General features: G+C 65.8%; 17 protein-coding genes and 1 tRNA gene. 14 read left to right on the top strand and 4 right to left on the bottom strand.

Translation table 11 applies throughout. From position 1 onward, the window contains the following. The first annotated feature begins 54 nt into the window (after positions 1 to 54). The 3 genes from E3O11_RS10780 (at position 55) to E3O11_RS10770 (ending at position 3260) form a co-directional block, all read left to right on the top strand. A complete protein-coding gene (locus E3O11_RS10780; RefSeq protein WP_092451123.1) occupies positions 55 to 822 on the top strand; it encodes a heme-binding beta-barrel domain-containing protein in 768 nt (255 codons plus the stop codon). 231 nt (positions 823 to 1053) lie between these two features. Beyond that, positions 1054 to 2322, top strand: coding sequence for a CAF17-like 4Fe-4S cluster assembly/insertion protein YgfZ (ygfZ, locus tag E3O11_RS10775; RefSeq protein WP_092451121.1), 1269 nt, complete (start codon positions 1054 to 1056; stop codon positions 2320 to 2322). 185 nt (positions 2323 to 2507) lie between these two features. Beyond that, a complete protein-coding gene (locus tag E3O11_RS10770) occupies positions 2508 to 3260 on the top strand; it encodes a phosphoglyceromutase (protein ID WP_092451119.1) in 753 nt (250 codons plus the stop codon). A gap of 259 nt (positions 3261 to 3519) precedes the next feature. Here the strand turns inward: E3O11_RS10770 and phoU are convergent, their stop codons facing one another. Beyond that, positions 3520 to 4176, bottom strand: coding sequence for a phosphate signaling complex protein PhoU (gene phoU, locus E3O11_RS10765; RefSeq protein WP_092451117.1), 657 nt, complete (start codon positions 4174 to 4176; stop codon positions 3520 to 3522). 182 nt (positions 4177 to 4358) lie between these two features. Here phoU and E3O11_RS10760 point away from each other — a divergent pair, with 182 nt between their 5' ends. Beyond that, positions 4359 to 5546 carry a sensor histidine kinase gene (locus tag E3O11_RS10760; RefSeq protein WP_092451115.1) on the top strand — a complete coding sequence of 396 codons (1188 nt, stop codon included), beginning with the start codon at positions 4359 to 4361 and terminating at the stop codon, positions 5544 to 5546. Next, the gene (locus tag E3O11_RS10755; RefSeq protein ID WP_092451113.1) at positions 5543 to 6226 is read left to right on the top strand and encodes a response regulator transcription factor; all 684 of its coding nucleotides are present in this window, start codon (positions 5543 to 5545) and stop codon (positions 6224 to 6226) included. Before E3O11_RS10760 ends, E3O11_RS10755 begins: the two co-directional genes overlap by 4 nt. A 148-nt stretch (positions 6227 to 6374) precedes the next feature. On the opposite strand, the gene E3O11_RS10750 is transcribed toward E3O11_RS10755, so the two are convergent. Beyond that, complete coding sequence (locus tag E3O11_RS10750; protein WP_092451111.1) at positions 6375 to 6890, bottom strand: hypothetical protein; 516 nt, start codon at positions 6888 to 6890, stop codon at positions 6375 to 6377. Between the two features lie 173 nt (positions 6891 to 7063). On the opposite strand from E3O11_RS10750, the gene E3O11_RS10745 reads away from it, so the two are divergent. The 5 genes from E3O11_RS10745 to E3O11_RS10725 all read left to right on the top strand — a co-directional run bounded on the left by E3O11_RS10745 (position 7064) and on the right by E3O11_RS10725 (position 12713). After that, the gene (locus E3O11_RS10745; RefSeq protein ID WP_092451109.1) at positions 7064 to 7546 is read left to right on the top strand and encodes a CarD family transcriptional regulator; all 483 of its coding nucleotides are present in this window, start codon (positions 7064 to 7066) and stop codon (positions 7544 to 7546) included. 92 nt (positions 7547 to 7638) lie between these two features. Continuing rightward, positions 7639 to 8961, top strand: coding sequence for a 2-C-methyl-D-erythritol 4-phosphate cytidylyltransferase (ispD, locus tag E3O11_RS10740; protein WP_092451107.1), 1323 nt, complete (start codon positions 7639 to 7641; stop codon positions 8959 to 8961). Continuing rightward, positions 8958 to 10373 (top strand): cysteine--tRNA ligase, encoded by a 1416-nt coding sequence (gene cysS / locus E3O11_RS10735; RefSeq protein ID WP_092451105.1) that lies wholly within the window; start codon positions 8958 to 8960, stop codon positions 10371 to 10373. The genes ispD and cysS overlap by 4 nt, the downstream gene beginning before the upstream one ends. Continuing rightward, a complete protein-coding gene (gene rlmB / locus E3O11_RS10730) occupies positions 10373 to 11509 on the top strand; it encodes a 23S rRNA (guanosine(2251)-2'-O)-methyltransferase RlmB (protein WP_092451103.1) in 1137 nt (378 codons plus the stop codon). Before cysS ends, rlmB begins: the two co-directional genes overlap by 1 nt. A gap of 217 nt (positions 11510 to 11726) precedes the next feature. Further along, positions 11727 to 12713 carry a type IV toxin-antitoxin system AbiEi family antitoxin domain-containing protein gene (locus E3O11_RS10725; protein WP_092451101.1) on the top strand — a complete coding sequence of 329 codons (987 nt, stop codon included), beginning with the start codon at positions 11727 to 11729 and terminating at the stop codon, positions 12711 to 12713. Positions 12714 to 12861: 148 nt separating this feature from the next. Here the strand turns inward: E3O11_RS10725 and E3O11_RS10720 are convergent, their stop codons facing one another. Together E3O11_RS10720 and E3O11_RS10715 are read right to left on the bottom strand one after the other, a co-directional pair. Continuing rightward, entirely contained in the window at positions 12862 to 14172 is a 1311-nt protein-coding gene (locus tag E3O11_RS10720; RefSeq protein WP_092451099.1) for a DUF4032 domain-containing protein, read from the bottom strand. Between the two features lie 73 nt (positions 14173 to 14245). Further along, on the bottom strand, positions 14246 to 15343 hold the full coding sequence (locus E3O11_RS10715) for an ABC transporter ATP-binding protein (protein WP_092451097.1): 1098 nt from the start codon (positions 15341 to 15343) through the stop codon (positions 14246 to 14248). Positions 15344 to 15560: 217 nt separating this feature from the next. On the opposite strand from E3O11_RS10715, the gene E3O11_RS10710 reads away from it, so the two are divergent. From E3O11_RS10710 to E3O11_RS10695, 4 genes are all read left to right on the top strand, one after another. After that, a complete protein-coding gene (locus E3O11_RS10710; protein ID WP_092451095.1) occupies positions 15561 to 16475 on the top strand; it encodes a DsbA family protein in 915 nt (304 codons plus the stop codon). A 107-nt stretch (positions 16476 to 16582) separates the two neighbouring features. Continuing rightward, positions 16583 to 16655, top strand: a tRNA-Thr gene (locus E3O11_RS10705). 134 nt (positions 16656 to 16789) lie between these two features. Next, a complete protein-coding gene (locus E3O11_RS10700; RefSeq protein WP_092451093.1) occupies positions 16790 to 18385 on the top strand; it encodes an ABC-F family ATP-binding cassette domain-containing protein in 1596 nt (531 codons plus the stop codon). A gap of 130 nt (positions 18386 to 18515) precedes the next feature. Continuing rightward, positions 18516 to 19514, top strand: coding sequence for a DMT family transporter (locus tag E3O11_RS10695; RefSeq protein ID WP_241994701.1), 999 nt, complete (start codon positions 18516 to 18518; stop codon positions 19512 to 19514). Positions 19515 to 19582 lie beyond the last annotated feature (68 nt).

The raw sequence follows: 19582 nt of genomic DNA, 5'->3' as shown, positions 1-19582 counted from the left end.
TGGGTATCCGGCATGGTCGTTTTCAAGCTGTTCCGGGGGCAGCGGTAAGTACGCATGTTTGACCTTCCGGTCGGTTTGCCGTCCGAACTTGTTCCACTCTCCTGGTTGATCGGAGTCTGGGAAGGTTCCGGTGTGCTCGAATACAAAATCGGCGAGGAGTCGGTCAGCCGTACCTTCGGCCACCGCATCAGCTTCAGCCACGACGGTCTGCCGCACCTGAACTACAGCTCGTATACCTGGCTGGAGCCGCTGGCTGCGGCCGCCTCTAAATCGGATACCGCTGTGCCCGAGTCCGAGGGCGCTTCTGGTTCTGGCGCTGCTTTTGAGGCGGATGCCGCATCCGCTTTGGCTGAACAAAACGTTCCCTCTGAAACGGATGTCGCCACGCCGGCCCCGACGCTGCCGCCCGAGATGCTGTCCGACGAGAAGCTCCCGCTGGTCACCGAAACCGGGTATTGGCGGCTCAGTCGTCACCAGAGTGACGGCGACCCGGGGCCCGGCATGCTGCCGGGCATGGGGGAGCGCCCGTTCACCTCGGCGGCGGCCGTTGAAACGTTGCGCAATCGTGACGGTGGTTTCGACATCGAGGTCACGCTCGTGCATCCCGGCGGCGTCGCCGAACTCTACCTCGGCCAGGTAAAGGGCCCCCGTATCGACCTCGCCACGGATGCCGTGCTGCGCACCGCCGGATCCAAGCCCTACGCGGCCGCCACCCGCCTCTACGGCTTGGTCGACAATGACCTGCTTTGGGCCTGGGACATCGCCGCCCTGGGCCAGGACCTGCGCACCCACGCCTCCGGCCGCCTCGCCCGGGTCTCCTAGCCCTGCTTCTGTGCCATCTGGGTTGCCGACGCGTCGTGGCACTGGTAAAGGCTGGCGGGACTTGTTCGTAGGAGTGTTCTCAACGTGAACGAGTGCCACGAGTCATCCGACGCCCCACGCCTGTCGAATAAATCCGCGGGCCGTAGTGTTGTTAGTGCATGAGCCGTGCCAACGAGCACGCCCCCAAGCACGATCGCCGACCGTCAACCCGGATCGGCAGAATTGAGTGCCATGACTGACCCGGCAACAACCGTCTCACCGCTGCTCGGACTGCCCGGCGCGGTGCAGTCCGCGGGAATCGATGCCGGCGTCGCCGCGCACTACGGCAACCCCATGATCGAACAACGCTCGCTCGTTGCCGGACACGCCATCGTCGACCTCTCGCACCGCGGCGTGCTTTCCGTCGCCGGCCCCGACCGTCTCAGCTGGCTCAACTCCATCGCCAGCCAGGAACTCAAAACCCTCGCCCCCGGCGAATCCACCGAGATGCTGTTGCTCGACCCCAACGGACACCTTCAGTACGCCGTCCGCGTGCTCGATGACGGCGTCGAAACCTGGCTCCTCGTTGAGGCCGCCGAGCTGCCCGGCCTGCAAACCTTCCTCGACCGCATGAAGTTCATGCTGCGGGTGCAGGTCGTCGACCACACCCTCGCCTACGCCACCATCGGCGCCATGACGGATGCCCCCGCCTCCGTTGGCATCACCGCCGCCGCCCCGAACGGCGTGCCGCTGACCTGGCTGGATCCTTGGGCCACTGTCGCCCGAGGCGGCTATCAGTATGCCGAGGCGCCCGAGCATCCCGGAACCCGCTGGACCTACACCGAGACCCTCGTGGCCCGCGCCAGCCTCCCCGCCCTGCGTGACGCACTCGCCGCCGGCGCCCTCACCGTCAGGCCCGAGTCCGCCACGCCCGCCGCAACCGCGCCCGCCTCCGACCCGGCCGCCCCAGTCCCAACCGGCGCTGCAGCATCAGCTTCACTGGTAAAATCGGCCGGACTGCTCGCGCTCGAGGCGCTGCGCATCGCCGCGTGGCGTCCGCGCCGGGCCCGGGAGGTCGATGAGAAGAGCATCCCGCACGAGCTGGACTGGCTGCGCACCGCCGTGCACCTCAGCAAGGGCTGCTACCGCGGACAGGAAACCGTGGCCAAGGTGCACAACCTCGGCCACCCGCCGCGCCGCCTCGTCATGCTGCACCTCGACGGGTCGGAAGGCGTGCTGCCCGCGCCCGGCGACCCGGTGCAGGCCGACCGCGTCCGGCCCGAAGCCGAGCCCGAACGGGTCGTTGTCGGCAGCATCACGTCGAGTGCCATCCACTATGAGCTCGGACCGATCGCGCTCGCCGTGATCAAGCGCACCATCCCGGGCGCATCGACGCTCTACGTCGAGTCCGAGGGCATCTCCATCTCGGCCGGCCAGGAGATCATCGTGCCGCAGTCCGCCGGGTCGGTCGCCGACATTCCCCGTCTGCCCCGCCTCGGAGTTCGCACCCCCGTTCGCTGACCTTCCAGGGTCCCCGGGCTCGCCGACTTTCGATGGCTTATTCAGGAAATCCTCTGTGACGGATGCTGCTTCCCGCGTGTAGGCGCGGGTGGCGGCACCCGTTGTGACCAGTTTTCCTGAATTAGCCCCCGCCGGCGGGTGCGCTCCGGCGCAATTGCGTCACGCACGCTCGATAGAGTGGGCACATGTCTGCCCCCTACACACTCGTCCTCCTCCGCCACGGCCAAAGCACCTGGAATCAGCAGAACCTGTTCACCGGCTGGGTGGACGTTCGCCTCAGCGAGCAGGGTGCCACCGAAGCCGCGCGCGCCGGTGTACTGCTCAAGGACGCCGGCCTACTGCCCGACGTGCTGCACACCAGCCTGCTGTCCCGCGCCATCCAGACGGCGAACCTCGCGCTCGAAGAAGCCGACCGCTCGTGGATCCCGGTCAAGCGCTCCTGGCGCCTCAACGAACGCCACTACGGCGGACTGCAGGGCCTCGACAAGGCGGCCACCCAGGCCAAGTTCGGCCAGGAGCAGTTCATGCTGTGGCGCCGCTCCTACGACACCCCGCCGCCCGTGCTCGACGACTCCAGCGAGTTCTCGCAGGCGCACGACGCGCGCTACGCCGACCTCGGCGACGACCTTCCCCGCACCGAATGCCTCAAAGACGTCGTCGAGCGGATGCTGCCCTACTGGCAGTCCGACATCGTGCCCGACCTGCAGGCGAACAAGACCGTCCTGGTGACCGCGCACGGCAACTCCCTGCGTGCCCTGGTCAAGCACCTCGACGGCATCAGCGACGCCGACATCGCCGAACTGAACATCCCCACCGGAATCCCGCTGGTATATCGGCTCGGCGAAGACTTCATGCCGCTTGGCCCGGGGGAATACCTCGACGCCGAGGCCGCTGCCGCCGGAGCTGCCGCCGTCGCAGCCCAGGGCAACAAGAAGTAGCCCCCATAGAAGGCCCCGGAGCAGGTGCTCCGGGGCCTTCTATGTGCCCGCAGGTTATGAGCGCGCCCGAAACTGGTGCGCGCTACGCCCGTTACCGTAGCGGCTACCGATATCGGGCGCGGTCCTGCGTGCCGCGCCGCCAAACCGAGCGCGGCCACCCATATCGGGTGCGCTCACCCGTGCCGCAACCGGGCGGGGCATCAGTTTCACGCAAAAGGCCCCGCGAGCGCATGCTCCGGGGCCTCTCACGTGCAATAAGTCAGTCGTTGTTGTCCTGGTGCCAGGCCCCCGTGCCGAGGTACTGCACCTTCTTCGCGATGGACACCGCGTGGTCGGCGAATCGCTCGTGGTACCGGCTGGCCAGGGTCGCATCGACGGTGTCGGCGGCGAGCCCCTTCCAGGTTTCGCCGAGCACGGCGTCGAACACGCTCACGTGCAGCGCGTCGACCTTGTCGTCTTCATTGCGAATGGTCTCGGCGAGGGCCATGTCCTGATGCAGGAGTAGCTCGGTGAGCATATTCGCGATGACCACGTCGAGCGTGCCCATTTCGGCGAACGTGCCGCGCAGCCCCTTGGGAATGACCTTGTCGGGAAAACGGTAGCGGGCCAGCTGGGCGATGTGCGTCGAAAGGTCGCCCATCCGCTCAAGGGAGGCGCTGATGCGCAGGGCACTCACGACAATTCGCAGGTCACGGGCGACCGGCTGCTGGCGGGCCAAAATGGTGATCGCGAGCTCGTCGAGCTCGACCGTGAGTTCGTCGATCTTCTCGTCTTCGGTGATGGCCTCTTCGGCGAGGCTGACGTCACTCTCGTTGAAGGCGCGAGTGGCCTTGTCCATCGAGATGGCGACGAGCCGAGAGATCTCGACTAATCGTTGTTGAACTTCTGCCAGCTCCTGCTGGAATACGTCGCGCATGCTGTGGTCCTTCCTTGCCGCGCGGGCACGCACGGGCCTGTGAGACCCGCCTTGGCCTCCGACCTAGAATGCCGGATTTAGGTTAACGGCAGGTGCCGTGGTCTTGAACACTTTCTAAAGTACAGGTCTCCGGCGGCCTTCGCTGCGAAGTAGAGCCCCAGAGTGTCAGTAACCTGTAGGTTATGGAATCGACGTTGCTGGTGTTGCTGTCGCTGGCACTCGGCCTCGGCGTCGGGGCTGGCTTCGTGACCCTGTTGCACGTCGCCGAACGGCACGGACGCCGCGCCAGCGAAGTGGTCAACCCAGCCGTGCCCGACGGAATCGACCAGGTGCTCGACGCCCTCGAGACCGCCGGCGTCGTGCTCGACCCGTCCAACAACGTCATCAAGACCAGCCCGGGCGCCCTCACTCTCGGTCTGGTCTGGAACCATCAGCTCGTGCATCCCGAACTGCTCGAACTCGCCCGACGAGTGCGCAGCACCGGCGAGCCGATCAGCGAAGACCTCGTGCTCTCCCGCGGCCCGTTCGGCGACGCAAGCATGCGGTTTCGGGTGCGCCTGGCCCGGCTCGGCACTCGCTACGTGCTGCTCCTGGCCGAAGACCGCACCGAAGCCTTCCGCCTCGACGAGGTGCGCCGCGACTTCGTCGCAAACATCAGCCACGAACTGAAGACCCCGATCGCCTCCGTCGGTCTGCTCGCCGAGGCGCTCGACAAGGCAGCGGATGAACCGGCGCAGGTTCGCCGCTTCGCCAACCGGTTAACGACCGAGTCGGCCAGGCTCGGCCGCCTCACCCAGGAGATCATTGAACTGTCCCGGCTGCAGGCGCAGGACGTGCTCGCCGAGCCGGAGAATCTCAGCGTCGACGACATCGTCGCCGCGGCCGTCGACCAGAGTCGGGTCGTCGCCGAGGCGGAACGCATCACCATTGTTCTGGGCAAGAAGTCTGGTGCCCACGTCTACGGCGATGAAGCCCTGCTCATCGTGGCCGTGCACAACCTGGTCGCCAACGCGGTGAACTACTCCCTCGAGGGATCGCGCGTGGGCGTTGGCGTGCGCCTGCAGAAGGGCATCGTCGAAATCACCGTCACCGATCAGGGCGTCGGAATTGCCGAGGCCGATCTGGACCGGGTCTTCGAACGGTTTTTCCGGGTCGACCAAGCCCGTTCGCGCCACACCGGCGGAACCGGACTGGGCCTGTCCATCGTCAAACACGTCGTGCAGAACCACGGCGGAGACATTCGCGTCTGGTCCCAGCCGGGCAGCGGATCCACCTTCACCATCCGTCTCCCCGAGGCGGCGCAGCCGATCGAACCCGGCCCCAAGAAGCCGCAACCAGCCGCACGTGCGGCCGCAGGAGACACACCATGACACGCATCCTTCTGGTCGAAGACGAGAGCGCGCTGAGCGAGCCGCTGAGCTTCCTGCTCGAACGTGAGGGCTACGAGGTCGTCGTGGCCGAAGACGGGCCGAGCGCGATCAGCGAATTCGACCAGAACGGCAGCGATCTCATCCTGCTCGACCTCATGCTGCCCGGAATTCCGGGCACCGAGGTGTGCCGTGAGATCCGCACCCGGTCGACGGTGCCGATCATCATGCTCACCGCCAAGGACTCCGAAATCGATATCGTCGTCGGGCTGGAACTCGGCGCCGACGACTACGTGACCAAGCCGTATTCGACGCGCGAACTCGTTGCGCGCATCCGTGCGGTGCTCCGGCGCCACGACGATCAGGGCGGCGATGACGACGACACCACGCTTGCCGCCGGCACCGTGCGCATGGACGTCGAGCGGCACGCCGTCTCAGTGTCCGGCGAACTCGTGAATATGCCGCTCAAGGAATTCGAGCTGCTCGAGTTCCTACTGCGCAACGCCGGCCGGGTGCTCACCCGCGGTCAGCTCATCGACCGGGTCTGGGGCACGGACTACTTCGGCGACACCAAGACGCTCGACGTGCACATTAAACGCATCCGTTCGCGCATTGAGGCGGTCCCGTCTGACCCGACCATGCTCGTCACCGTGCGCGGGCTCGGTTACCGCTTCGAGGCCTGAGCAGTCACGGACGGGCGGCATCCGCTTGACCAGGCGGGCAGTGGATTCGCGCACCCGCGCGCGTCCCGCCGGCCGCGCGGCGCAGGCTGCCGCAGACATAAAACAGGCCGCCGTCCCCGAGAGAATGGCGGCCAGTGTGCCGAAAAACCTACGCTGCGGGCGTCTCAGCCGGCTCGGGGGTCTCGGTCGGCGCGAGCGTCGGCAGCAGGGTCGAATACTCACCCTGAGTGCCGGTCAGCACCGGCAACAGCAGCTCGACGCCGGTCTCTTCGCCGTACTGGAAGAACACCGGAAATAGCGAGCCGGGCTGGCTGTCCATGTTCTCGAGAATGACCGATTCTTCACCCTCGGTGCCGAACGTCACGGTCGTGTTGGCCTCGACCGGAATATCCTGCGTGACCGTGCCGGTGCTGGACTCGTACTGCACGACCAGGTTCTGCTCGGAGTCGGTCGTGTTCACGACGGACACGATCAGGTTCGCCAGTTCACCGTCGGTCGAGAGCAGCAGACCGTTGCGAATGTGGATCTCGCCAACATCACCACTGACTCCGTCGCTCGCGTTGTATTCGATCGAGGTGGCCTGCGGTGCGAAAAATCCGCATGCGCTCGTGCCCAACAGAATGCCGGCCGCCAGTACAACGGATGCAGCGATGCGCGCTCTCACAAGACCTCCATACCGAAGCAGCGTTCGACGGTGGGCCGGCGCTGCAGAATTCGCTTTGGCACTAGCTTAGCGGCGAGTCTGGGCGGTGACATGTCGTCGCCGCGCCTCGCGGGGGCGCGCGTACTTTAGCACTACCTTGATGTGGTATTCTTATCGTTGCTGAAGGGATCCCTATGCTGTTTGAGGTTGGCGAAACTGTTGTTTATCCCCACCACGGCGCTGCGACGATCACCGAGGTGAAAACGCGCATCATCAAGGGTGAAGAGAAGCTCTACCTCAAGCTCAACGTCACGCAGGGTGATCTGACAATTGAGGTTCCCGCCGAGAACGTCGACCTGGTCGGCGTGCGCGACGTGATCGGCCAGGAGGGCCTCGACCAGGTGTTCGAAGTGCTGCGGGCACCGTTCACTGAGGAGCCCACCAACTGGTCCCGCCGGTACAAGGCCAACCTCGAGAAGCTCGCCAGCGGCGATGTCATCAAGGTATCGGAGGTCGTGCGCGACCTGTGGCGTCGTGACCAGGACCGCGGCCTGTCCGCCGGTGAGAAGCGCATGTTGGCCAAGGCCCGGCAGATCCTGATCAGCGAGTTGGCCCTGGCCGAGAAGACCGATGAAGAGCGGGCCTCCACCGTTCTGGATGAAGTCCTCGCTTCCTGATTCTTTATTTTGCTTCGTGAGGGGCGGTGCCGCGAGGTGCCGCCTTTTGCTTGTCCATCCCGCTGCATCGCCCAGATAGATACCCTCCAGATATGACTGTTCCCCTCCTGCCGCCGGCCAGCCCGCTCGACGACCCCTCACCCGATTCGCCCACCGTTGCCGTGATCATCGTCGCTGCCGGCAGCGGAATTCGTCTGGGGCACGCCGAACCTAAAGCATTCGTTTTGCTGCATATGCGCCCCCTGCTCGACCACGTCCTAGATTCCATTTTTGGAATGCGTTCGCCCGTGCAGATCATCGTTGTTGCCCCCAGCGAGCGGGTAGCGGATGCCCGCGCCATCGCCGCCGCTGCTGCGGCTCGTCACGAGTCGCCCGCGGCGGCCCTAACGATCGTTGCCGGCGGACGCACCCGCCAGGACTCCGTCGACCTGGGCGTCGCAGCCCTGCTGCCGGGTGTCGACGTGGTGCTCGTACACGATGCCGCGCGTGCTCTCACCCCCGCCAGCTTGTGCGATGCCGTCGTCGACGCCGTGCGCTCCACCGGGCACGGCATCATTCCGGGGCTCCCGGTCGTGGACACCATCAAACGGGTCGCCGCCTCCGGCGCCATCCTCGGCACCGTCGACCGATCCGAACTCTCCGCCGTCCAGACCCCGCAGGGATTTCCCCGTGCCATGCTCGCCGCTGCCCGCGCCTGGGCCGTGCAGAACGGTCGGTTCGAGGCGCTCACCGACGATGCGGCCCTTGTCGCCGACGCCGGTCACCCGGTCTCCGTCATTGCCGGCGACGCCCTCGCCTTCAAGATCACCACGCCGGAAGACCTCGACCGAGCTGACTTGATCCTGCACGCCGCCGCAACCCCGCCGCTGCTCCCGCTCCTGCCGCGCATCGGGACCGGCCTTGACGTGCACGCCTTCGCCGCCGACACTGAGCCTGACGGCACCACCGAGCTCTGGCTGGCCGGGCTGTATTGGCCGGGGGAGCGCGGCCTCAGCGGGCACAGCGACGGCGACGTCGCCTGCCACGCTATCTGCGACGCCCTGCTCGGCGCCGCCGGTCTCGGTGACATCGGCAGCGTGTTCGGCACGACTGATCCGCGGTTCAGCGGCGCCCACGGCGACGTTTTTCTCACCGAAACGGTGCGCCTGGTCGCAGCCGCCGGCTACCAGATCGGCAACGTCTCGGTGCAGATCATCGGCAACCGCCCCAAGTTCGCGCCGCGTCGGGCCGAGGCCGAAACGCGACTCGCCGGCATCCTCGCTGCACCGATCAATATCGCAGCGACCACGACCGACGCCCTCGGATTCACCGGTCGCGGCGAGGGCGTCGCGGCGACGGCCACGGCGCTGCTCTACCCGCTACCGCCCGCGGCACCAGAGCCGGGTCAGACCCCTGACCTAAACTGGGAGGTGTGACCATGCAACTGTACGATTCGAAGGCCCAGGCCTTGCGTGACTTTGTCCCCCTCGAACCGGGCCAGGTCGGAATGTACGTGTGTGGACCCACTGTGCAGTCCAGCCCTCACATCGGTCACCTGCGCAGCGCCCTGGTCTACGACCAGTTGCGCCGCTGGCTCAGCTACCGTGGACTGAACGTCACGTTCGTGCGCAACGTCACCGACATCGACGACAAAATTCTGATCAACGCCAAGGGCTCGAGCGAGCAATGGTGGGCGCTGGCCTACCGCTACGAGCTGGAGTTCACCGCGGGCTATCAGCGCCTCGGCATTCTTGCCCCCACCTACGAGCCGCGCGCGACGGCGAGCATCACCGAGATGCAGACCCTCATCGCCGCCCTGATCGAACGCGGCAACGCCTACCCGGCCGCTGACGGTTCGGCCGACGTGTATTTTTCCAGTGCGAGCTGGGCCGCCTATGGCGCGCTCACGCACCAGTCGCCGGGCAATATGGAAGCGGCAGCGGATGCTTCGCCGCGCGGCAAGCGCGACCCCCACGACTTCGCCCTGTGGAAGGCCCACAAGGAGGGCGAGCCGACCTCAGCCGCCTGGCCATCGCCGTGGGGCGTTGGTCGCCCCGGCTGGCACATCGAGTGCTCGGCTATGGCAGCCCGCTATCTCGGCGACCGGTTCGACATTCACGGCGGCGGACTCGACCTGCGGTTTCCGCACCACGAGAACGAGATGGCTCAGTCGAACGCGGCCGGCAGCGAGTTCGCGAACTACTGGGTGCACAACGGCCTGGTGAACGTGAACGGGCAGAAGATGTCCAAGTCGCTCGGCAATTCCGTGTTCGCGGCCGAACTGCTCGACCAGGCTCGCGCCATCGTCGTTCGCTATTTTCTCGGCGCGGCCCACTATCGCTCGACCATTGACTACAACGACGGGTCCCTGGCCGAGGCCGAAGCGGCCCTCGAGCGCGTCGAAAGTTTTCTCGACCGTGCAGACCGGCGCCTCGCCGGTACCCGGTTCGCCGGGAGTGGCGTCGAGGTCGTGCCCGACGAGTTCGCCGCGGCCATGGACGACGACCTTGCCGTTCCGCAGGCGCTCGGCGTGTTGCACGACACCGTGCGGGCCGGAAACGCCGCGCTGGATGCCGAAGACCTGCACGCTGCGGCATCCGCTCGCAGTGAAGTACTCGCGATGAGCGAAGTGCTGGGAATCAACCCTTTGTCGCCCGGCTGGGCCGTGGCGACGGACGAACCGGCCATGGTGGCCCTGAGTGCGTTGGTCGAGCGGCTGCTCGGCGACCGCAACCTCGCCAGGGAAAACCGCGACTACGCGGCCGCAGACCGAATCCGGGACGAACTCGTCGCCGCCGGAATTACCATCGAAGACACCCCGTCGGGTGCCCATTGGAGCTTTGACTGATGAAGAACTTAGACCGCAAATCGCGTACCGGAGCGGTGCGCAAGGGCAGCCGTGGAGCCCAAGTCGGCTCCGGCGGCCAGGGCCGTCAGGCGCTCGAGGGCAAGAAGCCCACGCCTAAGGCCGAAGACCGTCCGTACCACCCCGCGGGCAAGCGCAAGGCTGCTGCCGAGCGCTTCACCGCGGCCGGCGGCTTCAACTCCCGCCCCGCAGCGGATGCTTCCGCCAACCGCGGCGGCTCGCGCGGCGGCCCCGCTGCTCGCGGCGGTGCCCGCGGCGCATCGCAGGGCGGCCCGCAGCGCGGCACCGGCAACACCGGCGGCGGTGGCTCTTCGACCCGTCGCGCCCAGCAGATCGACGAGCACGAGATTGTCACCGGCCGTAACTCGGTGCTGGAGGCGCTGCGCGCGAAGATTCCGGCGCTGACTCTGTACATCGCGGCGCGCATCGAAATGGATGAGCGCGTTAAAGAGGTGCTGCTTATGGCGACGAGCCGCAACATCCCCATTCTCGAGGTCATGCGCCCCGAGCTTGACCGTCTCGCCGGTCGCGACGCCGTGCACCAGGGCCTCGCGCTCAAGGTTCCGGCCTACGAGTACGCGCACCCGATGGAGTTGCTCGAACTGACCATCAGCCGCGGCCATAAGCCGTTGTTCGTGGCCCTCGACGGCATCACCGACCCGCGCAACCTGGGTGCGATCATCCGTTCGACCGCTGCGTTCGGCGGCCACGGCATCATCGTTCCGCAGCGTCGCTCGGTCGGCGTCACCGCCTCAGCCTGGAAGACCAGCGCCGGCGCCGCCGCCCGAACGCCCGTCGCGATGGCGAGCAACCTGACCCAGACGCTCAAGGCCCTCAAGGCGCAGGGCGTGTTCGTGCTCGGCCTGGCCGGCGATGGCGATGTGTCGCTGCCCGACCTCGGCACCGGTTTCGCCGAGCGCCCGATCGTGATCGTCGTCGGCAGCGAGGGTAAGGGCTTGTCCCGCCTCGTCACCGAGACCTGCGACGCGATCGTCTCGATTCCGATCAGCGCCTCGACCGAGTCGCTCAACGCCGGAATCGCCGCCGGCGTCACCCTGTACGAGGTCTCCCGCCTGCGCGCCGAGATCAAGAAGGCCAAGCAGGCCGCGAAGCAGTAGCCCCTGCGCGGCAGCCCGCGCGCCCCTGCCGCCGTGTCCTTTTGCGACGGGGCCCGGGCCCGGTTCCGTAAGGTGGGCCCGGCCGGGCAAGCGGGGCGAGGTCGGCGTGCGCTCCGCGGCGGCCCGCGGCTCTCCTCCGCAGCGGATGCCGCCATCCAGTTCCCACAAGTCCGCCAACTTTTCGACGCTCGAGACCCGTACCCGGTAAAAAGTAGCCATGCTTGACAGCCTGGATCTACCAAATGCCCGCAACGAGGGACTCATTCTTGCCGAATCCCTGCTCGCGTCGGGACTCACCACCCATGCCGTGCGCGCACTCCTTGCGAATGGGCAGCTGGTGCGCATCCGTCGTGGAATTTACGCCCTGGGGGCGGCCTGGCGCTCCGGCCACAGCGAGGACCGATATCGACTCTTTGTACGTGCCACCGTCCTCGCGGCCGAGCAGCCGCTGCTACTCTCGCATCATTCGGCGGCGGTGCTGCATGGCCTGCCCATCATCGGCCCGTGGCCGCAGGTCGTGCACGCGATCAACAATGACACCGCTGGCGGGAGCAGTGCCCGATTCACCACGAGTCATCGCAGCGTGGTCGAGCCCGAAACAGTCACGGTGAACGGATGCGCCGCCACCAGCCTTCCCCGCACCCTCATCGACGTGGCAGCCAATTCGACTTTTCTCGTCGGCGTCACGATGATGGACCACGCCCTACGAGTGGAGCAGGAGCGCGCGGAGGCGGAACGCCGGCATGGAACCCTTGGCCCCCCGCTCCTCACCAAAGACGCGCTGTATGCCGAACTCACCAGTGTGCATCCGCGGAACGGAGGCGCTCAGGCGCGCCGCGCAATTGAATTCACGAATCCGCTCTCAGCTAACCCGGGCGAGTCCCTCAGTCGCGTTCGCATGGCCGAGTTGGGCTTCGAGATTCCCGACCTTCAGGTGCGTTTTGTGGTGAAGGGGCGCGAGTACTGGGTCGACTTCTTCTGGCAGAGTGTGCGCAAGATCGGCGAATTCGACGGCGAAATTAATTACACCCGGGGTGCCATTCTGGGGGACCGTCATCCCTCAGAAGTTGTCACCGTTGAAAAGGATCGCGAGAACCTGCTGAGACCCGGTGTCAGCAGCTTCGATCGGTGGGACTGGGACACGGCCTACTCGCCCCGCCTGTTTTACGAATTCCTGACCGAGCACGACGTTCCCCGAGCCTAATCAGTCAAGCGGATGCCCGCCGCCTCACGATCCGACCTTGGCGTCAGAGTGGTGTTCTGGTGCTCCAGGCCCACCTTACGGAATGGGGCCCATGATCTATCATGGGCCCCGTTTCCGGGCCCGGGCCCGGTCGAAGAAGAGGAGGGAGCTAGACCTTGAGGGTCCAGTCGTCGGCGTCATCGGGGTCGACCGAGGTATCGTCGCCGAGCTGCACGCGGATCGGCAGCGTGATTGCGCCAGTCAGCGGGTCCAGCACGGTTGCCTCGTCGCGGCGGTGCCGCAGCACATCCTGCACATACGAGGTCACGGCCTCGGCCAGCGGAATGTCCCGCGACTGGTTCTGCGCCATGTACCAGCGGTGATCGAGCAGCTGGTGGAACACCTGCGCCCGCTCGAGCTTGCCCTGCATCTCCACGGGTATCGCCCGCACCACCGGCTCGAACACGCGCACGAGCCACTCGTGCGCGACCATTTCCTCGTCGGCGGCCGGCGAACCATACGCAGCGCGGTAGGAGTCGAGGTCGTTGAGCAGCCGACGAGCCTGGTTCTCTTCGGCATCGAGGCCGGTCAGGCGCAGCAGGCGACGCTGATGGTGGCCGGCGTCGACAACCTTGGGCTGAATCCGCACGCGCGAACCGGTCCCATCGGTCTTGATCGCTAGTTCCTCGATGTCGAAGCCGAGGTTATTGAGGCGCTCGACGCGTTCGGTGATGCGCCACCGTTCGGAACTGGAGAACGACTCGGAGCCGGTGAGCTCCTTCCAGAGCAGCCGGTAGGCCGCAACGATGCCGTTGCTGACCCGGATCGGGTCGAGTTCGTCGGCGACGCGGCCGCCGGCTTCGAGGTCCATCAATTCGCCGGCAATGTTCACCCGGGCGATTTCCAAATCGTTCTCGCGCTGGCCGTTCGACAGCCCACCGGAATACAACTGTCCGGTCTCGGCGTCGACGAGATAGGCCGCGAAGGCGCCGGCATCGCGCCGAAACAGGGTGTTCGATAGCGACACGTCGCCCCAGAAGAATCCGATCATGTGCAGCCGCACCAGCAGAACGGCGAGGGCGTCGACCAGCCGGGTGGCAGTATCCGGGCGCAGGGCGTGCGAATACAGGGCGCGATAGGGGAGTGAAAACTTGAGGTGCCGGGTGACCAGAACCGAATTCAGGGGGTCGAGGTCGGCATCCGTTCTATTGGTGATGACGGCGACCGGCTCGACACAGGGAATCTCGAGGTTGGCCAGGGTGCGCAGCATGTCGTACTCGCGCTTGGCCATCTCGCTCGTGGTCTCCTTGATGGCGACCACCCGCCCGCTCAGGTGAGCGAACCGCACCAGGTGCCGGGAAATGCCCTTGGGCAGCGAGGCGATGTTCTCGTTCGGCCAGGCGTCCAGGGGCAGATGCCACGGCAGGTCGAGCAGCGCCGGGTCGGCCGTGGCCGCGGTGATATTGAGGGAACCGCTCATAGTGTGACCCTAAGAAAAAGGCTGGAGGGAGCGAACTCCCTCCAGCCGAAAGCCAAAATACTCGAAAAGCTGACTAGTCGGTGACGGCGCCGCCGAGGCGCAGGCCGGTTTCAGCGTCGAACACGTGCAGGTGGTTCGGGGTAGCCGTGAGGTACACCGTCTCGCCGGCGTTCGGGTGCGAGCGGCCGTCGACGCGAGCGACAATGTCGGTGCGCTTGCCCTCGATCGTGGAGTGACCGTAGAGGTAGCCGTCGGCGCCGAGCTCTTCGACCAGGTCGACCTCGATCTGCAGGCCCTCGCCCGCGGTCGACGACATCTGGATGTCTTCCGGACGGATTCCCACGGTGACCTTCTTGCCGGTGGAACTGGCCAGGGTGTCGCGCTGCACGGGAACGGTCGCGGTGCCGAACTTGATGCCGCCGTCGACGGTGTCCGCGAGGAACAGATTCATCGCGGGGCTGCCGATGAAGCCGGCCACGAAGACGTTCTGCGGCTTCGCGTACAGGTCGCGGGGCGAACCTACCTGCTGCAGGATGCCGTCCTTGAGTACCGCAATCCGGTCGCCCATGGTGAGCGCCTCGGTCTGGTCGTGGGTCACGTAGACGGTCGTGACGCCGAGTCGGCGCTGCAACGAGGCGATCTGGGTACGCGTCTGCACGCGCAGCTTGGCGTCAAGGTTGGAGAGCGGCTCATCCATCAGGAACACCTGCGGCTGACGCACGATCGCGCGTCCCATAGCAACGCGCTGACGCTGACCACCGGAGAGGGCCTTCGGCTTGCGGCTGAGGTAGGGCTCCAGGTCGAGCAGCTTGGCGGCCTCGAGTACGCGGGCGGCACGCTCGTCCTTGTTGATGCCGGCGATCTTGAGCGCGAAGCCCATGTTCTCGGCGACGGTCATGTGCGGGTACAGCGCGTAGTTCTGAAAGACCATGGCGATGTCGCGGTCCTTCGGCGGAACATCCGTCACGTTGCGGTCACCGATGAGGATGTTGCCGTCGTTGACCTCTTCGAGGCCGGCGAGCATCCGCAGCGAGGTGGACTTTCCGCAGCCGGACGGGCCGACCAGAACCAGGAACTCGCCATCGGCGACCTGCAGGTCGAGCTGGTCAACAGCGGGCCTGGTGGAACCAGGGTAGAGCCGAGTTGCCTTGTCAAAGGTCACTGAAGCCATGATTATTACTCCTTCACCGGCAGGAACGTGCCGGACGATCCGTTGTGAATAGGAATTATATGCCGCACGCCGAAGCACACGACCTTTTTATTATTGCACGACGGATGCCTCGCTGCCGGTTTTCGCCCGCCCGCCCCGTTTGGTCGATTCCCAGTCAGGGGATCTACTATTCGAAAGGTGCGCTAACGCGCGCGCTCACTTCTCGAAAGCGATCTTTATGACTATTGGCGGACCCAGCGACAGCAGTCCCTCAAAAAACCGACGCCGTGACGCGGCCCGCATCAAGGCCAAGCAGCTGCGCGTCAGCCAGAAGAAGAAGGACCGCCGCAACAAGGTCTTCCTGCAGGGCGGAATCGGCATCGCGGGCATCGCCATCGTCGTGCTCGTTGCCGTCATCATCGTCAATTCGATCAAACCGGCCGGTCCCGGCCCCAGGAACATGGCGAGCGATGGCGTCCTCATCGGCGAAGGCATGATCACGGCCCTCACCCCGGCGCTGCAGCCCGACGCCGCAGCTCGGCCCTCCGAACCCGATCCCACCGGTGCCGTCGCCAACATTCGCGTCTACCTGGACTACCTCTGCCCGTTCTGTGCGGACTTCGAAGCAGCCAATACCGAGCAGATCGCCGAGTGGGTCGACTCCGGTGCCGCCACCATCGAAATTCACCCGGTGTCGATTCTCAAGAGCAAGTCCGCCGGCACCAAATACTCCCTGCGAGCCGCCAACGCTGCAGCTTGCGTCGCCAACTACTCGCCCGATGACTTCTTCGACTTCAACTCGGCGCTGTTCGTTGACCAGCCCGAGGAAAACAAGCCCGGCCGCAGCAACGATGAGCTCAAGGCCGTGGTCAAGGATTCCGGAGTGCGCACCGCGCTCTCCAGCATCAACACCTGCATCGACGACGGAACCTTCGAGTCCTGGGTTCAGGCCGCCACCGACCGATCCCTCGACGGTCCGATCGCCAACTCGTCGATCAAGGCCATCACCGGCACCCCGACCGTTCTGGTCAATGGCAAGCCCTACACCGGCTCGCTCGATGACCCCAAGGAATTCGCCTCCTTCGTGCAGCAGGCCCTCGGCGAGACCTACTCGACCTCGACGCCGACCCCCACCCCGACACCCGCCGGGTAGCTATTAAGCGGATGCTGCTGCTCGCGCCGTTGCATCCGCTTCGCCTGGCCGATGGCGGCAAAGGCGCGGGAATCATTTAGGATGGTCTTTCGAGGCCCTGGTCTCATGCCGGCCTGGCGCAATTGGTAGCGCACCACTCTTGTAAAGTGGGGGTTACGGGTTCAAGTCCCGTGGCCGGCCCTCTCAACCCGTACTCCCCACTGGGATGTAGGGGTTTCTTTGTGCCGCCAAGGTCTCACAGGGCCGCCACGTACACTGATGGCTGGGGTTTTTCGAGCGGATGCCCGCTGCAGAAACCCCGGGAGGAAACACACATGAGCCTGATCCGGCTGAACGATGTCAGCATCCGCTTTGAGAACACGCAGATTCTGCGCGAGGCGTTCTTTCGCCTCGAACCCGGCGACCGGGTCGGCTTGATCGGTAAGAACGGCTCCGGCAAGTCCACCATTCTCAAGCTGATTCTCGACCAGGTCTCGCCAGACGCCGGCGAGGTCACCCTCGAAGATGGCATTCGGGTCGGCTATTTCTCCCAGTTCTCCGAACTCAACGGTGCACAGACCATAACCGAGGTGCTCGACGAACTGTTCGTGGCCGTGAAGGCAGTTGAGGCCGAGCTCGCCGCGATTGATGCGGCGATCGCCCTCGATTCCTCGGCCAGCGCCGAACTCGACCGGCTGATCGGGCGGCAGGGCGAGCTGTTCGAGGAGATGGATCGGCTGGACGGCTGGGACTACAAGCGGCACATCGACACCGCGCTGACCACCCTCGGATTCAACGAGGCGCACCGCGTCTGCGCGATCGATGAGCTTTCCGGTGGCTGGCGTAATCGGGCTGCCCTGGCCAAGATCGTGCTGGAAGCTCCCGATGTACTGCTGCTCGACGAGCCGACCAACTACCTCGACGTGGCCGGTGTTGAGTGGCTCGAAGCCTGGTTCAAGAGCTTCAAGGGTGCTGCCATCGTCGTCTCGCACGACCGTAAGTTTCTCGACGCTGTCGTCACCCGCATCATTGAGGTCGAGAACTTTCACCTGCACGAGTACCCCGGCAACTTCGGCGAGTACATCGTGCAGAAGCAGTTTCGCCTCAAGACCCTTGAGGCACAGTTCGTGCACGAATCCGAGCTGCTCGCCTTCGAAGCCGAGGGGATCGCCGACCGTCGGGAGGCCGCCAAGGCCGAGAGTCGTCAGCTCGGCAATCAGCTGGCGCACATCAAGAAGTCGCGCACACCGCGCCCGGTCGACCAGATCATCACCGAGATCTACGGCAACCTGCACGTCAAGGACGTCCTCTGCCGGGTCGACGGCCTGGCAAAAAGCTTCGGCGACAAGGTGCTGTTCGAAAACCTCAGTTTCGAGGTGCGCCGCGGCAACCGCATTGTCGTGCTCGGCAGTAACGGCAGCGGAAAGACGACCCTGCTGCGGGTGCTCACCGGCGAGGAGAGCGCCGACCACGGTGACGTCGCCTGGGCCAGCGGCGCCGGCGTTGTCTCGTACAACCAGATTCTCGCCGAACTCGACGAGAGCGACACCGTCAGTCATGCCGTCAACGCCATGCCCGGCAGCCTCGCCCTCACCGCGACCAAGAAGTCGGTCAACCGTTTTCTGACCATGTTCCAGTTCAGCGAGGCCGACCTCAAACAGAAGATCGGTGCTCTCTCGGGCGGTCAGCGCGCCCGCGTCGCCATGGCGCAATGCCTGCTCTCCGGAGCGTCGGTGCTGCTGCTCGACGAGCCGACCAACCACCTCGACATGTCGAGCACCCAGGTGATGGAACGCGCCCTCGTGCACTTTCCCGGGGCCGTCGTGGTGGTTAGTCACGATCGCTTCTTCACCGACAAGATCGCCAACCGCCGCCTGGTCTTCGGCAGCGAGGGTGCAGCCCCCGGCGAAATCGAGGTGCGCGCCGCCTGACGCGCCAAGCCTCGCCCCGCGCGCTGTTTTCGACCGGGCCCGGCGACCTAAGGTGGGCCCCGGGCGAATCGGAGCCCGACCGGGCAGCACCGGGCAGAACCCGCACGCACCCATCTCGTAGTATTGCCAAGTGACAGAGGACAGCGCACGGACCCGAACGGATGCTTCGGCCGCGCCAGCGGCATCCTCTGTGCCGATTTGGCTGGCGCTTCTGTTCTCGGTGCTGATCGGGGCCATGTATGCCGTGCAATCGCGCGTGAATGGCGAACTCGGGCATCAAATCGGCGACGGATTCACTGCCGCCGTCATCTCCTTCGGCTCCGGGCTGGTCATTCTCAGCCTTGGCCTCGTCGTGTTCCGAAGCGGGCGCCGCGGCCTGCAACTCGTCACTCGCGCGGTGCGAGCGAAAACCCTGTCCTGGTGGCACCTGTTCGGCGGCCTGGCCGGCGCGCTGTTCGTACTGTCGCAGGGCCTTGTCGCCGCGCCACTCGGCATCGCCCTGTTCACTGTCGCCGTTGTGGCCGGTCAGACCGTGAGCGGTGTGCTCATAGACCGGTTTGGCATCGGTCCGGGTGGGCGCCGACCGCTGCACGCGTCCAAAATAGTTGGCGCGGTGCTCGCCTTGGTCGCCGTAGCCTGGACGGTGAGCGGCGAATTGGGCGGCAGCGACGCGCTCTGGCTGCTCGTGCTACCCCTCGTGGCGGGTATCGGCCAGGGCTGGCAGCAGGCCGTGAACGGTCAGGTGCGGGTCACCGCGCAAAGTGCGCTCACGGCAACTTTTCTGAACTTTCTCACCGGATCCGTCGCGCTCGTACTCGCGGCGCTCGTGCACGGTGTGCTGGTCGGTTTCGCCCTCGATCTGCCGGGCAACCCGTGGCTCTATACCGGCGGGCTCATCGGCTGCATCTTCATCGCCGGCGCCGCGCTCGTCGTGCGTACCACCGGCGTGCTCATGCTCGGCCTGTGCATCGTCGCCGGCCAGCTGCTCTGCGCCCTTGCGCTGGATCTGCTCGCGCCCACTCAGGGGCATCCGGTCGGCGTAACGACCCTGGCCGGAACCGCGCTCGCCCTCGTCGCCGTGGTCATCGCCGCGGTGCGCTGGCACCGGCCCGGCCACGCCCGCACCTGACCGCAGCCCTTGAACGTCCTGTTCCTTCCGCCCGGGCCCGGAAAGGGGCCCCTGATAGATCACGGGCC

It is taken from the genome of Cryobacterium levicorallinum, from assembly GCF_004402405.1.
GTDB lineage: Bacteria > Actinomycetota > Actinomycetes > Actinomycetales > Microbacteriaceae > Cryobacterium > Cryobacterium levicorallinum.
Note: the sequence above shows the minus strand (reverse complement) of the source record. Positions and strands in the feature narration are given on the sequence as shown.